The 18,517-nt window shown below is 41.6% G+C and carries 17 protein-coding genes; 9 read left to right on the plus strand and 8 right to left on the minus strand.

The genetic code is table 11. The features are described 5' to 3' along the window. Positions 1-9 precede the first annotated feature (9 nt). Entirely contained in the window at positions 10-1,239 is a 1,230-nt protein-coding gene (locus tag HMPREF1551_RS09175) for an efflux RND transporter periplasmic adaptor subunit (protein ID WP_021628841.1), read from the minus strand. A gap of 149 nt (positions 1,240-1,388) precedes the next feature. Beyond that, a complete protein-coding gene (locus tag HMPREF1551_RS09180) occupies positions 1,389-2,699 on the minus strand; it encodes a TolC family protein (protein WP_021628842.1) in 1,311 nt (436 codons plus the stop codon). Positions 2,700-2,986: 287 nt separating this feature from the next. Here HMPREF1551_RS09180 and HMPREF1551_RS09185 point away from each other — a divergent pair, with 287 nt between their 5' ends. From HMPREF1551_RS09185 to rsmA, 7 genes are all read left to right on the plus strand, one after another. After that, entirely contained in the window at positions 2,987-4,141 is a 1,155-nt protein-coding gene (locus tag HMPREF1551_RS09185; protein WP_021628844.1) for a carboxypeptidase-like regulatory domain-containing protein, read from the plus strand. Between the two features lie 79 nt (positions 4,142-4,220). Further along, positions 4,221-5,096 carry a hypothetical protein gene (locus HMPREF1551_RS09190; protein ID WP_021628845.1) on the plus strand — a complete coding sequence of 292 codons (876 nt, stop codon included), beginning with the start codon at positions 4,221-4,223 and terminating at the stop codon, positions 5,094-5,096. Positions 5,097-5,300: 204 nt separating this feature from the next. Continuing rightward, on the plus strand, positions 5,301-5,651 hold the full coding sequence (gene rplS / locus HMPREF1551_RS09195; protein WP_021628846.1) for a 50S ribosomal protein L19: 351 nt from the start codon (positions 5,301-5,303) through the stop codon (positions 5,649-5,651). Positions 5,652-5,800: 149 nt separating this feature from the next. Next, a complete protein-coding gene (locus tag HMPREF1551_RS09200) occupies positions 5,801-6,403 on the plus strand; it encodes a superoxide dismutase (RefSeq protein ID WP_021628847.1) in 603 nt (200 codons plus the stop codon). Between the two features lie 75 nt (positions 6,404-6,478). Next, positions 6,479-7,231 carry an energy transducer TonB gene (locus tag HMPREF1551_RS09205; RefSeq protein ID WP_021628848.1) on the plus strand — a complete coding sequence of 251 codons (753 nt, stop codon included), beginning with the start codon at positions 6,479-6,481 and terminating at the stop codon, positions 7,229-7,231. Between the two features lie 75 nt (positions 7,232-7,306). Continuing rightward, entirely contained in the window at positions 7,307-7,939 is a 633-nt protein-coding gene (locus HMPREF1551_RS09210; protein ID WP_021628849.1) for an SCO family protein, read from the plus strand. 3 nt (positions 7,940-7,942) lie between these two features. Continuing rightward, the gene (gene rsmA / locus HMPREF1551_RS09215) at positions 7,943-8,722 is read left to right on the plus strand and encodes a 16S rRNA (adenine(1518)-N(6)/adenine(1519)-N(6))-dimethyltransferase RsmA (protein WP_021628850.1); all 780 of its coding nucleotides are present in this window, start codon (positions 7,943-7,945) and stop codon (positions 8,720-8,722) included. Between the two features lie 6 nt (positions 8,723-8,728). On the opposite strand, the gene HMPREF1551_RS09220 is transcribed toward rsmA, so the two are convergent. Next, positions 8,729-11,140: a thiamine pyrophosphate-dependent enzyme gene (locus tag HMPREF1551_RS09220; protein ID WP_034544588.1), complete on the minus strand. Its 2,412-nt coding sequence runs from the start codon at positions 11,138-11,140 to the stop codon at positions 8,729-8,731. Between the two features lie 61 nt (positions 11,141-11,201). After that, on the minus strand, positions 11,202-11,756 hold the full coding sequence (gene frr / locus HMPREF1551_RS09225) for a ribosome recycling factor (RefSeq protein ID WP_021628852.1): 555 nt from the start codon (positions 11,754-11,756) through the stop codon (positions 11,202-11,204). 295 nt (positions 11,757-12,051) lie between these two features. On the opposite strand from frr, the gene HMPREF1551_RS09230 reads away from it, so the two are divergent. Next, complete coding sequence (locus tag HMPREF1551_RS09230) at positions 12,052-14,265, plus strand: GH32 C-terminal domain-containing protein (RefSeq protein WP_021628853.1); 2,214 nt, start codon at positions 12,052-12,054, stop codon at positions 14,263-14,265. A 75-nt stretch (positions 14,266-14,340) separates the two neighbouring features. Beyond that, positions 14,341-15,219, plus strand: a complete 879-nt coding sequence (locus tag HMPREF1551_RS09235) for a carbohydrate kinase family protein (protein WP_021628854.1) — start codon at positions 14,341-14,343, stop codon at positions 15,217-15,219. A gap of 206 nt (positions 15,220-15,425) precedes the next feature. Here HMPREF1551_RS09235 and idi read toward each other — a convergent pair whose 3' ends face one another. From idi to HMPREF1551_RS09255, 4 genes are all read right to left on the minus strand, one after another. Continuing rightward, a complete protein-coding gene (gene idi, locus HMPREF1551_RS09240; protein ID WP_021628856.1) occupies positions 15,426-15,944 on the minus strand; it encodes an isopentenyl-diphosphate Delta-isomerase in 519 nt (172 codons plus the stop codon). A 5-nt stretch (positions 15,945-15,949) separates the two neighbouring features. Beyond that, positions 15,950-16,522, minus strand: a complete 573-nt coding sequence (locus HMPREF1551_RS09245; RefSeq protein WP_021628857.1) for a DUF192 domain-containing protein — start codon at positions 16,520-16,522, stop codon at positions 15,950-15,952. 84 nt (positions 16,523-16,606) lie between these two features. Then, positions 16,607-17,506, minus strand: a complete 900-nt coding sequence (gene menA / locus HMPREF1551_RS09250; protein ID WP_034544600.1) for a 1,4-dihydroxy-2-naphthoate octaprenyltransferase — start codon at positions 17,504-17,506, stop codon at positions 16,607-16,609. Positions 17,507-17,516: 10 nt separating this feature from the next. After that, positions 17,517-18,476, minus strand: coding sequence for a type IX secretion system membrane protein PorP/SprF (locus HMPREF1551_RS09255; RefSeq protein ID WP_021628859.1), 960 nt, complete (start codon positions 18,474-18,476; stop codon positions 17,517-17,519). Positions 18,477-18,517: the final 41 nt, after the last annotated feature.

Consider the following 18,517-nt stretch of genomic DNA (forward strand, 5'->3'; position numbering starts at 1 on the left):
TTAGGGTTCTTATTTTGCTTTAGAATTCTGTCGTCTGTGAGGTGGTTTCGGCATGAAGGGGCTACTACCATCCTGCTGATTGCCTTCTGCCTTAGCCGAAGGATTGAAGCTATTGAGTGCGGTAACTACCTCTTCTCCCTGAGAGAGCCCACTGACTACCTCTACATGGATGCCATCATTACTTCCTATCACAATTGCTTTTTGAGCAAGACTTCCATCTGTGTTCTCTACCCATACTTGTTTGTTCTTTCCCTTGCTACGCTTCACCTCTGGCATAGGAGTCTTGATCCCTTTCTGCACATAATATTCGGCTAAAAGAGCAAGGTCTGGAGAGAAGTTAATGGCTTTGTTGTTAAGAACTACCACATCTTTAAGCTCATTGGTATAGATGACAATAGTCGCGGTAAGGCCAGGCTTGAGCTTCTCTTCCGGATTTTCGGCATCTACAATAACCGTATAGGTCACCACATTGGAAGTTGTGGTAGGGGAAAGCCGCACTTGAGATACTATCCCTTGAAATTCCTCCAAGGGATAGGCATCCACGGTGAAGGTTACCCGCTGTCCTACTTTCACCTGTCCTATATCGGCCTCATCCACATTGGCCTCCACTTGCATTTTTTTAATATCTTTGGCTATCTTAAAGAGGGTTGGCGCACTGATAGAAGCAGCCACCGTTTGTCCTACCTCTACTTCTTTGCTGAGGATCACCCCATCGATAGGAGCATAGATATTGGCATAGCCCAAGTTGGTTTTTGCCTGATTGAGCATCGTAAGGCGTTGGGTCACGGCAGCCTTGGCGTTATGAAGTTGGTAATAAGCTTGCTCATAATCGGCCTTACTAATGATTTGGCTATCATACATTTTCTTTTTCCTATCATAGTTTTGTTGGTAATAGGACACCTCATTGAGCGCTGCATTATAGTTGGCTTGCGCATTGATCACATTCTCCTGCAGATTGGTTTTATCTAGCTCGGCTATGAGCTCTCCCTTTTTTACCTGAGAGTTGTAATCTACATATATTTTGCTCACTAAGCCTGATACTTGGGTACCTACCTCGACCTCATCTACCGGTTGTACACTTCCAGTGGCGGTCACCTCGGTAGTGACATCCCCTTTCTCTACTTTTTCTTTTTGCAAGACAATGATGGAGGGCTTTTCGCTAAAGAAAAACCGATACGCCCCATACCCTACTCCCACAAGTAATAGGGCAAATATAGTTGTTCTTACTATCTTTTTCATTCTTTTTATTATTGGTGAATCTTAATATTTTTTATAATAGGCACATGCTAAAGTCGCTACACCTACTTATATGTGAATTAGGTGATTTGTTTCCAAAAGAATCTTATCACGGAGGCGAATTGCCATTCGCCCCTACAAATTACTATTCGTTATTCACTAATGGTTATCTCTTTGCCTTGATAGAAATTCAGCAATTGTTGGTAGAGTAATACCATATATTTATTCTGTAGGTAAGTCTGTTCGGCATTGAGATAAGTATTCATACTCACTAACAGTTCGGTATTGGTTAGGTTGCCAAACTGATGTTTTTTCTGAGCCAACTCATAAGCCAATTTAGCATTGTCACGTGCCTTTTTGGAGGCTTCCTCCTGAGCCTGACGAGTGGTAGCGTTGTGCCAGGCAGTTTCTATCTTGGTATAAAGTTCTTTTTCGGCCTGCTTGCGATCCAGCTCGGCTTGAGAGACGGAAAGCTGCGCCAAGGCTACATTATTTTTGTTTTGGAAGCGAGTAAAAATAGGGATATTTAGGGAAAGCCCAATCGTCTGCCCAAAGTTATTCTTGAGTTGGGCTGCATATTTCTCAATATCTCTGTCCGAGTAACCGGTATTGACGCCTCCACTTAAGGAAAGCGAAGGGAGATAGCCCGCCTTGGCGATTTGGATATCCTTTTGCGCTAGCTCCTTTTGCTTATCATATATCTTAGTAGTCGGTAGCTGCTCCAATGCTTGTCTGTATACCTCTTCTTTATTGGCTATAGGAGCGCTAACCTCTTCCTTACGGATAATTTCGACCCCAAACTCCGTACCAGGGGGGAGTTCCAAAAGTTGTTTGAGCGTAAGCAACTGGGTTTCATATTGGTTTTTAGCCAAGACTACATTATACTGATTATTGGCATGCTGGGTCTCTATCTCTATAAGGTCTATCTTGGCTATAGCACCATTCTCATACTTTTGTTGTGCTTGAGTGAGCTGCTCTTCAGAGGAGAGCACGGTATTTTTAGCCACCGCAATATTCTCATATTGGTAGAGTACTTGCAGGTAAGCCTCCAATACACTCAGGGTAATATTGTTCTGAGCCTCTTTTACATAGAGGTCGTTCTGTTCAAGGGCAAGGGTAGCACGCTCTATTTGCAGATTGAGTTTGTTCCCCTCATACAGAGGCATAGAGGCATTGACGCCCATACTATTGGTGATAGTTGTCTGATTGACCCTATTGTTAGTAATTTGATTGATTACCGAACCATGATTGGCATTAGCCGAAATATTTGCACTGACCGAAGGCAACCGGTTGTTCTTGGCCTGATCTAAGTTAATCGCTGCTGTTTGTTGCCCTAATTGGGTTTTCTTAACGGTTATATTGTTATCAACAGCATAGCGGATACAGTCTGCCAAAGACCATATCTTTTGTTGTCCCCACATAGGTACGGACAAAAGGGAGACAAAGAGTATTTTGTATTTCATTTTCAACAATTGATTTTGAACGACAAAAATACTTATTTTTTTTCAATCAAAGAAATAAATAGTTGAGAAAATATACAGTTTTTTCATATCCTTTCCCTTTAATGCTTATATATGACATAGAAGCATCTTCTCTTAATTTATTTAACATTTATATTTATAATACAAAAGACATAAAATCACAAAAAATAAGCAGTTGCATTCTATAAAAGTTAAATAAATGTTTATTTTACAAATGTTTTATTTTCTAAATTATTTTTTATTAACTTTGTTCCTATAACCATGAAAATATGAAAACATTCGTCTTATTTCTACTCACTCCGCTTCTGTATGCTCAACAGCTTACTAAGAAATATATAGTTGATGGGCAGACAAAGCAGCCTTTGTCCTCTGTGATTATACATGATATCCACAACTATACCCTCACCAATGAGGACGGTTATTTCTTTTTTCACGCCTCTGGTGATACTATCACTATCAAGCTATTAGGATATAAGACACTTAAAATCACTCCAGAGCAACTCAACAGAGAAAAAGATACCCTTTTCCTTGACCCTAAACCGATAGAACTCAGTGAGGTTGTAGTGGGAAGCAATCCTGAAATACTATCACAGGTCTATAGAAAAGCCCTTGATAATTACCCGAACGAACCTTTTGTAGAAGATTTCTTTTTGCGCTGTGTCCTCAAGCTAAATGGAGATTTCCTAAAAATAGAAGACATCGCAGGACGTGTAAAGCGTAACAAATTATTGGGATTAAGTAAGGATATAAAATTTGATTTCCAATTACTTAACATGAGAAAATTCGGAATAGAAAACAAAGATAAGTATAGCGAAGACCTTGCATTACTTTCCCTAAGAGATGTTTTTCTTTGGTATAGTTCTTTGCTTTTCCTTGATTACCAAAGATTTAACTTCTCAGCTCCTACCATAGTTGATGACACCCATAAGAAGATCAATCATTTCCCTAAGAATAACAATTTCTATGATGGAGTGGGACATCTTGTCATCAATACAAAGGATTATAGTATTGTTGAACGTTCTGACAAGATAAATGACACTACGATAGATAAGATTCCATGGAACAAAAAATTATGGGTTAAGTTCAGGACTTCCTATTATTCCCTAAAAGAAATATGTGAAAGCAGTAGCAATGGAAAATACTTTATTGCCTCTGCCTGCCTAGCTCAGCAAGTGGAGGTATATAACAAGGCTCAAAAAAATCTCTATGACATAGAATACCAACTTGTCATAACCCGTCCTTTTTCTCTTATAAGCACCTTTAAGCCCAATGTCAATGCCAAAGCTGAACTATTCAAACTAAATATTCCCTACAACAAGGATTTTTGGGAAAAACAAAATCAACTCCCACTAACTGACCAAATGCAGGCTTTTATAAAGAATGCTCATAACCAAAAAGAATATCGCATCATATCCAATTTTTAAGAACGAGATTAAAGGTTAATTTCCTTTGTTTGCTAAAAATTATCTCTTAACTTTGCACAGAAATAAGATTATATTTCTTATGAAAGAAAATGATTTCAAAATTGTATTTGACAGTAACAAACATGAAGTTGATGTAGAGACACTTATAGGCTGTCTTATGCACACCTCTAATATTATTCAAGAGGTGAATAGAAGTCTGCAAACTGAAAAAAAGATAGAAGTAAAAATTAAAGCTCTTGAGAAAGGAAGTTTTGAGATACATGTTGAACTAATAGAAAAACTCATAGAATCTCTTTTCTCCTCCGAAAGTGTTAATTATGGAGCTTCTATTGTAGCCATTGTAGGAGGCTTATATGCCTTTGCTCAATTTCTAAAAGGAAAAAAACCTCAAAAAACGACCTCAAAAGGAGATTATATAGAAATAACCAATATCAATGGGGATATTACACTCGTCCAAACAAATGTATATAATATCTTCAATGAAAATAAAACAGTTAGGGACAATATCGCCAAACAGTTCGCTGTACTGAGTAAAAGTACGGATATATCTGGCTTCAGTTTTAACTCTAACACAGAAAGCACTTATGTTCCATATGATGATTTCCCTCTGATTGCCAACAAATTAGACGGTTTAGATGAAGTATCAAAAGAACCAATAAGAGAAGTCTTGACCGACAAAAAGATACTTATCATTCGTGCTAGCTTCACCAAAGACCTCAAGTGGGACTTTGTATTTCAAGGACAGAAAATAGCTGCTAAAATGGAAGACGAGGAGATTATCAAGATTATAGACAACGGAGAAAAATTCTCCAAAGGTGATTATATGCTTGTTGATTTGGAAGTGACCAGTTTCTATGACCCTGAACTCGAAACACACCTCCTTACCAAGGATAGCTACAAAATACTCAAGTACAAAGCTCATATCCCCTCCCCAAAGCAAGGAAAACTTTTTTAAAACGGCTAAAATCTATTATCATTACAGCTCCCCTTCTATTTCTTATGAGATAAGTGGATAGCCGCTACCGAAAAAGACTATAAAAAATTTCACGAAAAAGACTTGCCTAATACAAAATAATATAGTATTTTTGCGCCCGCTAAGTAACCTCTGGCGAGGGACGTGTATGTTGCTTAGGGTTTACCTAAAATTTTTTATACTTTTATGGAGTCTTTATTAAAGTACGTACAAGACACTTTCATTGCTAAGAAAGATTTCCCCGAGTTCTCCACAGGGGACACTATTACAGTGTATTACGAAATCAAGGAAGGAGAAAAATCCCGTGTTCAGTTCTTCAGAGGGGTTGTGATCCAGCGCCGTGGTACAGGTGCCACTGAGACTTTTACCATTCGTAAAATGTCCGGTGAGGTAGGTGTAGAGCGTATCTTCCCTATCAACATGCCTGCTATCCAAAAAATCGAAGTAAACAAACGTGGTAAAGTGCGTCGTGCACGTATCTACTACTACCGTGAACTACGTGGTAAGAAAGCTCGTATCAAAGAAATACGAAAATAATCTTTTAGCTTACACAAAGTATAAGATAAGGTTGTCAAATGACAACCTTATTTTGTTAAGAAAAAAATAACAATACAAACTTTTGAAATAATGAGTTTGTATTGATTTTTTTTATACTTTTGTAGCTTATTACTAAAAAATAATTTTTTATGTCATTTAACTTACCCCAACTTCCTTACGCCTATGATGCCTTGGAGCCTCATATCGATGCGCGTACTATGGAAATTCACTACACCAAACACCACAAAGCCTATACTGATAATCTAAATAATGCAATCAAGGGGACGCCCCTTGAAGGAAAAACAATTGAGGAAATCCTACAAAACTTAGACCCTGAGAACAAGGCCGTTCGCAACAATGGGGGTGGTTACTACAACCACAATCTGTTCTGGGAAATCCTCTCCCCTACTCCTTCTAAGCCTTCTGAGGAACTTTCTAAGGCTATAGAAGCTGCTTTTGGCTCCTTTGAGGCCTTCAAAGAGGCTTTTTCTAAGGCTGCCGCAACCCAATTCGGCTCCGGATGGGCGTGGCTAGCGGTAGAAAAAGGAGGGAAAGTAGCGGTATGTGCCACTGCTAATCAGGACAACCCACTGATGTCTCACATCAAGTGCGGCACCCCTATCTTAGGATTGGATGTATGGGAACATGCCTATTACCTTAACTATCAAAATCGCCGAGCCGACTATATCGAGGCTTTCTTCAAAGTAATTAATTGGGATAAAGTAAGCGAACTATATCACCAATATAAATAATTTTTGCTAAAGAGAGAAAATTGGCACGGTTATTGATTACTATAATAACATACGAAAACTCCTAAAAAAACGTCTATGAAACCCAAAAAAAACCCCAATGTTGACCTGAAAAAACGCACAGGACTCTTTTTTTCTATAGGTCTTGCCATTGCTACCTTTGCTAGCCTTTATGCGATCAACTACAGATCAGTAGAGGAAGGTAAGAAAAAAATAGAATTTGACAAGCTGATTGATACCACTGAGGATGTACAAGAAGTAGTCATGGAAGAGAATACCCCTCCCCCTGCTCCTACTGAACCTGAAAAGGTAGAAATCCAGCCTGAAGTTCTCACTCAGGTAGATGACGAGCAAAAGGTAGATACAGACTTCAAGTCCAATGACACCAGCAAGGATGATGCCTCCAATGTACCTGCCCCTAAGATTAGTAACACAGGAGTGCCAGGAGGTACCGGTACTGGAGACGAAGATATTGCGGATGATGTACAATTCTTCGCTATTGAGCAAAAACCTATGTTCGAGCAGTGTAAAAATGTACCTAAGGAAGAGCAAGAAAAATGCTTCAAAAAAGCCTTGGATGCCTTCGTAAGCAAAACCCTTGTCTATCCTGAAGCGGCTATGCAAATGGGCTCTCAAGGACGTGTGGTGGTACAGTTCCGCATCAAAAAAGATGGAAATGTAGAGGTAATCAATACCCAAGGTAAGGATAAAATCCTTGAAAAAGAAGCGCGCCGCGTGATCGAAAAGCTCCCTAAGCTGATCCCTGGCAAACAGCGTGACAGGCCGGTAGCCGTAATTTTCTCCTACCCTATTGTATTCAAACTGAACTAAGTAATAATTATTTGTCAAAAAGTGAATAGAGAGCGTAATCCCTACTGCTCCCTATTCGCTTTTGATTTTTTAGCTATGAAAAAAAAATTACACTCCTTCCTATATAGCGCTCTTGCCTTAGCCCTCCTCTTAGGAAGTGCTTGGGGGGTACATACGCTAAGAAAAGGAAAATCTCACGGCCTCTTTATTGTAGGGAAAGCACCCGCTTTTTGCCTGACCGACCAGCACAACCAGCCCTTTTGTAATACTGATTTTAAGGGAAAAATATGGGTGGTCGATTTTTTCTTTACCTCCTGCCCTACCATCTGTCCAGTAATGACAGCCAACATGGTCGCAGTACAAGATGCCTTCGCTGACAACTCCATTGGTATCGCCTCCTTTTCAATAGACCCAGAGACTGACACCCCTGAAGTATTACAGGCCTATGCTCAGAAAAAAGGCGTTCGCTCCCCCCACTGGCACTTACTCACCGGAGCAGAAGACCAAATCTATGACATAGCCAACAAAGGTTTCAATAGCTATGCCAAAGCAGGAGATACCCCTGAGAATTTCGAACACTCCGGCCGCTTTGTCTTAGTAGATGCTCAAGGGAATATTGTCTGCCGAAAAGAAAATAGCAAGCCTATTTTCTTCTATGATGGTATGACCCCCGAAGGTATCGCTATGCTTATAGAAGATATACATCGACTAAAGAATAATGACCAATAATATATGCCTATAAAAACAGCTGTACAGCCCAAAAAACACTTAGGACAACACTTCCTCAAAGACCTAAATATTGCCCAGCAAATCGCCCAAACCCTCTCCCTAAGCGGGTATAAGCATATACTGGAGATAGGCCCCGGTATGGGAGTACTTACCCAATTCCTCTTAGAGAAAGATATAGAAACCTTTGTTATTGAGATAGATAAAGAATCTGTAGCATACCTACAAGCGCACTTTACAAAACTCAAAGACCACATCCTATCCGAGGATTTTCTTGCGTTCGACCTGGTTAGTTACTTTGCCAAAGAACCTTTTGCGATCATAGGAAACTTCCCCTATAATATCTCCTCCCAAATAGTCTTTAAGCTCCTTGAGATCCGGGCATTCGTTCCGGAGTTTGCCGGTATGTTCCAAAAAGAAGTAGCCGAACGTATCTGTGAGCGCCCAGGAAGCAAGTCCTATGGGATCCTCTCGGTACTCACCCAAGCCTTTTACGAGGCAGAATACCTCTTTACTGTACCCGAACATGTATTCAATCCGCCTCCAAAGGTAAAAAGTGGCGTTATTCGCCTAAGGCGTAAGCAGGACTATACACTCCCTTGTGATGAGAAAACCTTTTTCACTGTAGTAAAGACAGCCTTTGGCCAACGCCGTAAGACACTGCGCAATAGCCTTAAGTCTTTCCTTATAGGAAAAGAGCATCTCAAGACGGAGTCCTTGTTCGACAAGCGTCCTGAAATGCTCTCTGTAAGTGATTTTATCACCCTTACCCAGTGGTTCAGCTAAGTAATCTTATCTGAATTTGGGGTATTTGATAGGTTTTATCTCGTTCATGATGGTATATACCTTCTCGAAGATATCTTCCATATTGGGTTTGGAAAAATAATCTCCATCAGAAGCATAAGCGGGTCGGTGATTCTTAGCCGTAAGAGTCTGTGGCTTGCTATCCAAATAGCGATAAGCATCTTGCTTTTCCAAGATCTCTTGTAGCAAATAAGCGGAAGCCCCTCCCTCTACATCTTCATCCACGATGAGTAAGTTATTGGTTTTCTGAATACTCTTCACCGTATCGTGATTGATATCGAAGGGGATAAGGGATTGAGCATCTATGATCTCCACACTGATATCCACCTTGTCCAGTTCCTTGGCAGCTTGTTCCACAATACGTAGGGTGGAGCCATAGGAGACGATTGTTATATCACGGCCTTCACGTATTTTTTCCACCACTCCTATAGGGGTAGTGAACGATCCTAAGTTGCTCGGCATAAGCTCTTTGGCTCGATATCCATTGAGGCATTCCACCACGAAGGCCGCTTGGTTTCCTTGTAGCAAGGTATTGTAGAACCCAGCAGCTTTGGTCATATTACGAGGTACCAAGAAGTACACCCCACGAAGGAAATTGAGCAGTCCTGCCATAGGCGAACCAGAATGCCAAATCCCCTCCAAGCGATGGCCTCTTGTACGTACGATAAGGGGAGCCTTCTGGCGGCCACATGTACGATAGCTTAGGGTAGCCAAATCATCCGTAAGGGTCTGCAAGGCATAAGGGGTATAATCCAAATATTGGATTTCAGCAATAGGTCTCAGCCCACGCATGGCCATACCCACACCTTGTCCTATGATGGAGGATTCTCGGATACTGGTATCATCGATACGGGTAGCACCATATTTCTCTTGTAAGCCTTCCAAGCCCTGATTTACGTCGCCTATCTTACCGGTATCTTCCCCGAAAGTAAGCAAATTAGGATATTTTGCAAAAAGCACATCGAAATTGTCTCTCAATATAATACGTCCATCTACTTCAGGGGCATCAGGAGCATAGGTAGGGGCTACTTGGGGAACTAAAATAGGATTTTTATCATCCTCACTATACAGATGAGAGCTGTAGCGCTCTTGCAATTGTTCGAGCGTTTCATTAAGCCATTTTTTTAGATTTTCGGTAGCTGGGTTCTCCTCTCCAGCCGCATAGCGCAATACACGACGAGCAGTGCTGATTATATCACGGTACAGAGGTACCTCTATAGCAGCAAGAGCTTCCTTCAGGTGAGATATTTCCAAGCTATTGAGGCACTGCATTTCCATCTCATGGAGCAGCTCAAGAAGTGCTTGCTTAGTTGCTTTTATAGGATTTTGATAGTTATTCCAGGCTATATCTCTGGCTTCTTTCACCTCTCTTTTTGCCTCTTCTTCTATGGCTTGGAGTTCGCTTTCTTGAGCTATGTTATTTTCAAGTAGCCACTTGCGGAACTGTACATTACAGTCGTACTCTCTTTCCCATTCGAGGCGCTCTTGGGACTTATAGCGCTCATGAGAGCCAGAGGTAGAATGCCCCTGTGGCTGAGTGAGTTCCGTTACATGAATCAATGAAGGTACATGTTCGGCACGTGCCAAGTGGCCTGCCTTGGCATAGGTTTCCAAAAGTGAAGGATAATCCCATCCCTTTACGGTATATATCTCAAAGCCTTTATGATTAAAATCGCGTTGGAATCCCTTAAGAGCCTCGGAAATACTTTCCTTTACAGTATGGTAGGAGGCCGGTACGGAGATCCCATAGTTGTCATCCCATACACTCATCACCACAGGTACTTGCAGTACACCTATAGCATTGAAGGCCTCGAAGAAAAGTCCTTCGCTAGTACTGGCATTCCCGATGGTTCCCCAAGCTACCTCATTCCCATTGTTAGAGAAGGCTTCACTATCAGGGATGGAAAGGGTACGATATATCTTGGAGGCCTGTGCCAGCCCTACCAGGCGCGGAATCTGCCCCGCTGTACAGGACACATCACTGGCTGTATTGTATTGGTCTACAAGTCTTTTCCAGTTTCCTTGTGCATCAAGGCTGTGGGTGGAGAAGTGTCCGCCCATTTGTCGTCCTCCACTATGGGGTTCATGTGAGAGGTCATTATCCGCATAGATGCCAGCAAAGAACTGTTGAGGAGTATATTGCCCTATAGCCATCATAAAAGTCTGATCTCGGTAATAACCACTACGGAAGTCCCCTTTTTGGAAGGCTCGAGCCATCGCAATCTGAGGGAGTTCCTTTCCATCCCCGAAGATGCCAAACTTAGCCTTTCCCGTAAGTACTTCGCGGCGGCCGGCCAAGCTCGTTTCTCGACTGAGAACAGCTATTGCGTAGTCCTCCAAGGCTTGGCGCCTAAGCTCTTCTAAGGGCATACTTTGTAACAAAGAGGTCGTTGTATCCATAAAAAATGAGTTTTCTATAACAAAATCAAAAGTACACAAATTGATGAAGTCTTCTTTAGAATCAGACTTTGAGAATTTCGGCTTCTTTTTTAGCCAAAATCTCATCTATCTGTTTGATATACTTATCTGTAAGTTTCTGTACACGTTCCTCGGCATCTTTCTTAACATCATCGGAGGATTCACTCTTCTTAATCTCTTTATTAGCCTCTTGGCGTGCATTGCGCACTCCTATCTTAGCCTCTTCACTCTCTCCTTTGGCCTGCTTTACCAGCTCTTTACGACGTTCCTCAGTCAAAGGAGGCACACTGATGATGATTGTTTCTCCATTATTCATAGGGTTGAAGCCTAAATTAGCCACCATAATAGCCTTTTCTATCACCGAAAGCATATTTTTTTCCCAAGGTTGGATACTTATAGTGCGAGAATCAGGCGTATTTACATTGGCCACCTGCCCCAGTGGAGTCTGTGAACCATAATAATCCACAAATACACTTCCAAGCATCTGAGGGGAGGCCTTCCCTGCACGAATATTAAGCAATGATTTCTCTAAGTGTGCTACTGAGCCTTGCATAGCTTCCTTAGTACTCTCCAAAATAAAGTCTATTTCTTCGTTCATAAGTTGAGTTATTTTTCATCTATTTCAATTTGCAAAGATACAAAATTTAAATCAAAAAGTTATTAGTTTTTGGTTTTTAGTTTTGAGCCGTTTCCAAAAACTTAAATTCATGTTTGGTTTCCAATCATTTACAAAATTTCCTTTTATTTAAATAAAAAAATACAGAAAAAATTTGTTTATTAAAAAAAAATAATTACCTTTGACAAAAAATAAATCCCACCTAATAGAAAGCTTTTATCGAAGCTACTATTTTATAGCATCACAAATACAAAATCTATTTTAATTACAATTACTTATGAGAAAGATTTTTTTATACACTTCTTTTTCCTTATTAGCACTCACGGCTTGTGATAATAAGGACAGCCTTACTATAGAGAATTTCGAGTCTGGCTCCTTCGAAAATTGGACTATTGAGGGGGATGCTTTCGGAGAGGCTCCTGAAAGAGAAGCCCTTCCTGGACAACAACCCGTGGTCGGTTTCGAAGGAAAATTCTTAGCCAATAGCTTCCATAATGGGGATAACTCTCGTGGTACCCTCACCAGTAAGCCCTTCCGTATAGAGCGGGACTATATCAACTTCCTTATAGGAGGTGGTATGTCTCAGGATACCTATATAGAGCTGATAGTCAATGGGCAGAGTGTCCACAAGACTCATAGTACTGTGGAGAGCGAGACCCTACAGCTGATGAGCTGGGATGTAAAGGCCTACAAAGGGCAAGAAGCTACCCTACGTATCGTGGATAACCAGCGTGGTGGCTGGGGACATATCCTTATAGATGCGATCGAACAGAGTAACCAATACAAAAGTAATATAATGGAAAACTACACTCTTACCTATGATATTTCCAAGAAATATCTACTACTCCCTATTGAGGACAGTGCCCCTGAGATAGCGGTACACCTCTTGGTTGATGGAAAGGAAATAGGCGCAGCTCAAAACATTCGCCTTGCTCGAACTCACGTTCAATATTGGTTGCCTCTGTCCGTAGAGGCTTACAAGGGTAAAAAGATCAACCTTGTTTTCGGACAAGCTACCAAAAAGGATATCGGTATCAGCCAGATAAAGGCTTCTGATACTTTTGACTACACCTACAACGAGACCTATCGCCCTAATTACCACTTTACCCCTGCTTATGGCTGGATGAATGACCCCAATGGCATGGTATATCACAATGGGGAATATCACCTCTTCTACCAACACAATCCTTATGGCGCACGATGGGGAAATATGCACTGGGGACATGCGGTAAGTGAGGATATGATACACTGGAAACACCTTCCTATAGCGCTGGCTCCTGATGAATTAGGGGCTATCTTCTCCGGTAGTGCCGTTGTGGATAAGTACAATACCGCAGGCTTTGGCGAAGGAGCTATCGTGGCCTTCTATACCTCTGCTGGAGAGAGACAAGCCCAATCCATTGCTTATAGCTTGGACAACGGACGTACTTTTACCAAATATGCCCATAACCCGGTAATTGCCAACCCTGGCATCGAGGACTTCCGTGACCCTAAAGTATTTTGGTATGCCCCTGGAAACAAATGGATTATGTCCTTGGCTACCTCTCAAACAATTACTTTTTACGCCTCTAAAAACCTCAAGCAATGGGAGAAAATTAGTGAATTTGGAGAGAATATAGGCGCTCACACAGGGGTATGGGAATGCCCTGACCTCTTCCCCCTTATCTATGAGGGAAAAATCAAGTGGGTACTCTTTGTAAGTATTAACCCCGGAGGGCCTAATGGAGGAAACGCTACCCAATACTTTATCGGAGACTTCGATGGTACTACCTTTACCCCCGATCCGCTCCCCTACCCACTTTGGTTAGACTATGGTCGTGACAACTATGCCGGAGTGACCTGGAGTAATATTCCCGAAAGTGACGGACGTAGGCTCTTCTTAGGCTGGATGAACAACTGGGATTATGGAAATGTGGTACCTACTCAAAACTTCCGCAGTGCTATGACCCTTCCCAGAGAACTTCGCTTGGCACACAATGGGCTACATATGGTCGTGGCTAGCTTTCCGGTCAGAGAAGTAGGCGATGAGAAAGAGGGTACTCCTATCATCATGAACCAACTTGCTGAGGAGAGCTTCCCTATCGGAGCAGACTATTACAATAATGGCTATGTATTGAGCTTTACCATCAAGCCCAACGGTCTTTCTAAGTTTGACTTTGCTTTACAAAACAACAAAGGAGAGAAGATTGTCTATGCCTTCGATACTGATCAGAAAACTTTCATAGTGGATAGAAGCCAAAGTGGACTTACAGACTTTAGCAGCAACTTTGCCAAACCGCTGATCAAGGCGCCGCTGACCAAAAAAGATAGCTATACCATACACCTATGGGTAGATAAGGCCTCCACCGAGGTATTTGTCAACGGAGGAGAGGTCGTACAGACTAATATCGTCTTCCCTACCGAACCTTATAATCAATTGAAATTTGATTTGAAAGGAAATACAGCTATCAGCGTAGAAAATATTACCCTTTACAAGGTTAAACATGACTAAATCACTTCAAGCAGGGAAGAAAGACTCTTTTTTCCCTGCTTTTTTATCTGATAATCACTTAAAACATTCCCTATAATGAAAAATATTATCGTTGGGTTAGGAGAAATTCTTTGGGATGTATTCCCCGAAAGGAAAGTATTAGGAGGAGCTCCTGCCAATTTTGCCTATCATATCTCCCAATTTGGATTCCAAGGCCATGCCGTAAGCGCTATAGGAAAAGATCTCTTAGGTAAGGAAATCTTAGGCAGCTTAGAGAAGAAACAACTTAATTACTTAATAGAACAAACTGATTTCCCTACCGGAGAAGTCAAAGTAAAATTGGATAACTGGGGAGTACCTCAGTATGAGATTTGCGAAGGAGCTGCTTGGGACAATATCCCATTTACGCCTGCCATAGAGAACCTTGCCAAGCAGACCCAAGTGGTGTGTTTTGGATCTTTAGCACAACGCCACGAGGTATCTCGCGCTACTATCCATGCCTTTTTGGATACTATGCCCGAGGACAGCCTTAAAATATTCGACATTAACCTAAGACTGAACTATTATACGAAAGAAATTATTGAAAATTCACTTGAAAAAGCAGATATTCTCAAGATTAATGACGAAGAAGTTGTAAAAATAGCCCAACTCTTTGGGTGGAATGCCGCTGAAAAGGAAATTTGTAAGCAACTACTGGAAAAGTACCAGCTTGATATACTTATACTTACCAAAGGAACGGAGGGCAGTTGGGTCTTGACTCCCAAGGAAGAATCCTTCTTACCAACACCAAAGATTACCATTGCCGATACGGTAGGCGCAGGTGATTCCTTTACCGCTGCCTTTATCGCCTCTCACCTACATGGGCGCTGCTTAGTTGCCTCTCACCAGTTGGCCGTAGAGGTCTCCGCTTATGTATGCCAGCAACATGGTGCCATGCCGCGACTTGCCGATGCACACTTAGAATTGTTTAAGTAATCAGCTTATTTTTTACTGTTTTTTATTCGAACAAAGATAAGCACTACAGATAAGAGTAAGGTAAAAATAGCGGTGCCTATAATCCAATATTGTAGGCGCAAGGAACTCTCTTCTATTTGCTGTGGAGAATGAGGCTCGCTGAAAATGATTTCTGCGGAATTTTCGCTTCAGCATAGCATCTTCTATACGTGGGGTGAGAAGTCTCATTATTTGCTTAAAAGGTGATGGTAAAACTTCTCAAAAATAATCTTAAACCAAGCCGTGTATTGCTCTGGTGCCTGCAAAATATCCTCTTTGATAGCCTCTAAGGAAAGCCATTTCCAAGAGGCTACTTCTTCTTGATTTATCTGAGGCTGGACATCGCTATAGCCTACCAGAACATGATCATATTCGTGTTCGGTAAGGCCATTGTCAAAGGGAGCTTTGTAGATAAAAGAGAAGGCTTCCCTAAGAGGTACCCTCATCCCCATTTCTTCTTGTAAGCGTCGTTCTCCTGCTTGCAGGTTGGTCTCCCCTTCCCGAGGATGACTGCAACAAGTATTTGTCCAAAGATTGGGGGAATGATACTTACAAGCGGCTCGCTGCTGCAAAAGTACTTCTTGTTTGGAATTAAATATAAAAACTGAAAACGCCCGATGCAGGAGTCCCTTCTCGTGCGCTTCCATTTTTCCCATAAGCCCTATAGGCTCGTCTTTTTCATTAACTAAGATGACTTTTTCTTCCATAAATATCAGTCAATCAAAGATTCATAAGTCATACGATCTCCCTTGGAAAGTCCTATTTTGTCGGATAATCCTCCATTAATTTCCAAGACATACATTGCCTCTCCTTCCGAAGGACGTGAAGTCTCAGAGAGTGGTTCGGCATTCTTAGCGATGCTTACGATACGCTTATCCTTATCTAAATAGATGATATCTAATGGAATATAGGTATTTTTCATCCAAAACGAACGAGGTCTCTCATCATGGAAGACAAAGAGCATCCCTTGGTTCTCCTTCATGGATTTTCGATACATAAGTCCCACTTCTGTTTCCTGAGCAGTACGGGCAAACTCTATTTCAAAGGTTTTGATAAGGAGGCTATCACGATCCTTTTTATAAAAGGACAGATTTCCCTCGTGCTCAAAAGGAGGTTCCCATGAACTTATTGCCTCTGAATCTGAAACGGTAGTTTGTGGCACTGAAGCACCTTCTGTATCTGAGCCATTTATTAGCTTAGAGAAATAGGGCAATATCATAGCCAAAGCTACCAATACAAGCCCTCCAATTAGAATGTTCGTAAAATGTTTTCTAAAAAAATCCACTTATAATAATTGTTATTTGTTAATTATTAATTGTCAATGGCTAATATCAAGGATAAATTAATCATTGAGCATTGTTAGCATTCATTATATGAGTTTTCCTACAAAAAAAAGTATGCTCATCAGAAAAGTAGAGAGCGCTACTACTTTCAGTTGGGAATCAAAATCCTTAGGTACTTTCACTCTTCTGACATAGAAAAGATGAAAAACCAATGGTACAAAAGCAATGATGTACAAAGCTTTGTAGCGAAACTCAAAGGTGAGTATGGTATAGCACATCATCAGGCACATAGCTATGATAATGAGCAAATAATGATAATATTTGGCCAGTGACAGTCCTATTTTTACCGGAATGGTATGCTTGCCCATCTGCTGGTCATTCTCTATATCACGCATGTTGTTGAGGTTCAAAACTCCCATACTAAGCATCCCACAAGCAGAAGCAGGCAGTAATACAAGCCAACTAAAGTGTTGTGTATAAAGCATATAAGACCCCATAACACTTACCCAACCGAAAAAGATGAATACAAATACATCTCCTAAGCCCTTATACCCATAAGCCGATTGGCCTACTGTATAGCGAATAGCCGCAAAAATAGCTCCTGCTCCCAATAGCATAAAGACAAGTGCTAAAGCCCAATGCTCTCCAAAAGAAAGCATTATAAGGGATAAGGCTGAAAGAGCCGAAAGTAGGGCTGTGACCACTACCACTCGCTTCATTTCCTCAAGGGACATAGCGCCTGATTGTATAGCCCGTTTGGGACCTATCCTATGCTCATTGTCGGTGCCCTTTTGGGCATCTCCATAGTCGTTGGCATAGTCCGAAAGGACTTGAAACAAAACCGTAGTGAGTAAAGCCAAAAGGAAGATATCCCAACGAAAAGCTCCTTGCCCATAGGCAATAGCTGAACCTAAGATAATTCCCGACATGGAAAGCGGCAGCGAGCGCAAGCGAGCTGACTGGTATAAGCTATGAAATGTAATCACAATAAGGTTATTATCTTTCCGTACAGTTACATCCACCGATACCTTGGAACATATCTATCCCGAGGGTGATCATGTGGGAGCCTGAGTTATAGGAGCGTATAGCATTGAGGTTCAAGGCGTAGCCGTAGGCAAAGTAGAACAAGCCTTTCTTAAGACCTAGCATAGGCCCCACGCTCAGTGGCTTGAACACCTGGTCGTTGATAAGGCGAACCGTAGCCCCTGCCCAGTAATAGTCCTCATAGTCGAACCAACGGAACTTGATATTCACATCCGTTAGCGAACGACCATCCCCCTCTAAGTATTGCGCAAAGATAGATGGTTCTATCTCCAAACTACTATTGAAGTCGCGCTTGTAGCGATAACCCGCATACAAATTGTAGTTCCTCAAATTAGTAGGCTCTTTGATATCGAACATCTCCTGACTTTTATTGAGAATGTTGGTAGCCGAAAGACTCGCAAAAACCCCCTTATAGCGATAGAGTACCCCTACCTCAAAGTTGTGGTTGATCGTCGAGCGGTTGTCCGTAACCCCCAAGTCCGCCGAAGGACGTCCCGTATCAGTGAACTTGTCTATATCCACTCGGAAGGAGTTCACTATATAGGAGATCCCAAAGGAGATAAAATGGTTGTCGTAACTATCCAAAGTTAAGTGGTGAGAAAAGGTAAACTTACCCCCCAGCTGCTTGGTATATCCATTGCGGTCGTTATAAAGGGATAAGCCCATTCCGCTGCGATTGCCCAAACGCATATCCCCAGAGAGGCTCTGGTAGTCCGGTGCATCCTTCAGACCTACCCACTGGCTGGTGGCCGATAAGCGCACGCGCACATTATTACCTATACCCGCATAGGTGGGCATAATCAAAAATTCACTATCGGCCAAGTACTGATTCCCCGCAGGTAGCTGCAATTCTTGCCCAAATATACTCGGCATGCCCAAAAGCATACATACGCATATCGCTAGTTTTTTCATTATTCTTTTTTTAATTTCTTTTAGTTATCAGTGGTTAGTGG

This window comes from Capnocytophaga sp. oral taxon 863 str. F0517 (assembly GCF_000466425.1).
Classification (GTDB): Bacteria; Bacteroidota; Bacteroidia; order Flavobacteriales; family Flavobacteriaceae; genus Capnocytophaga.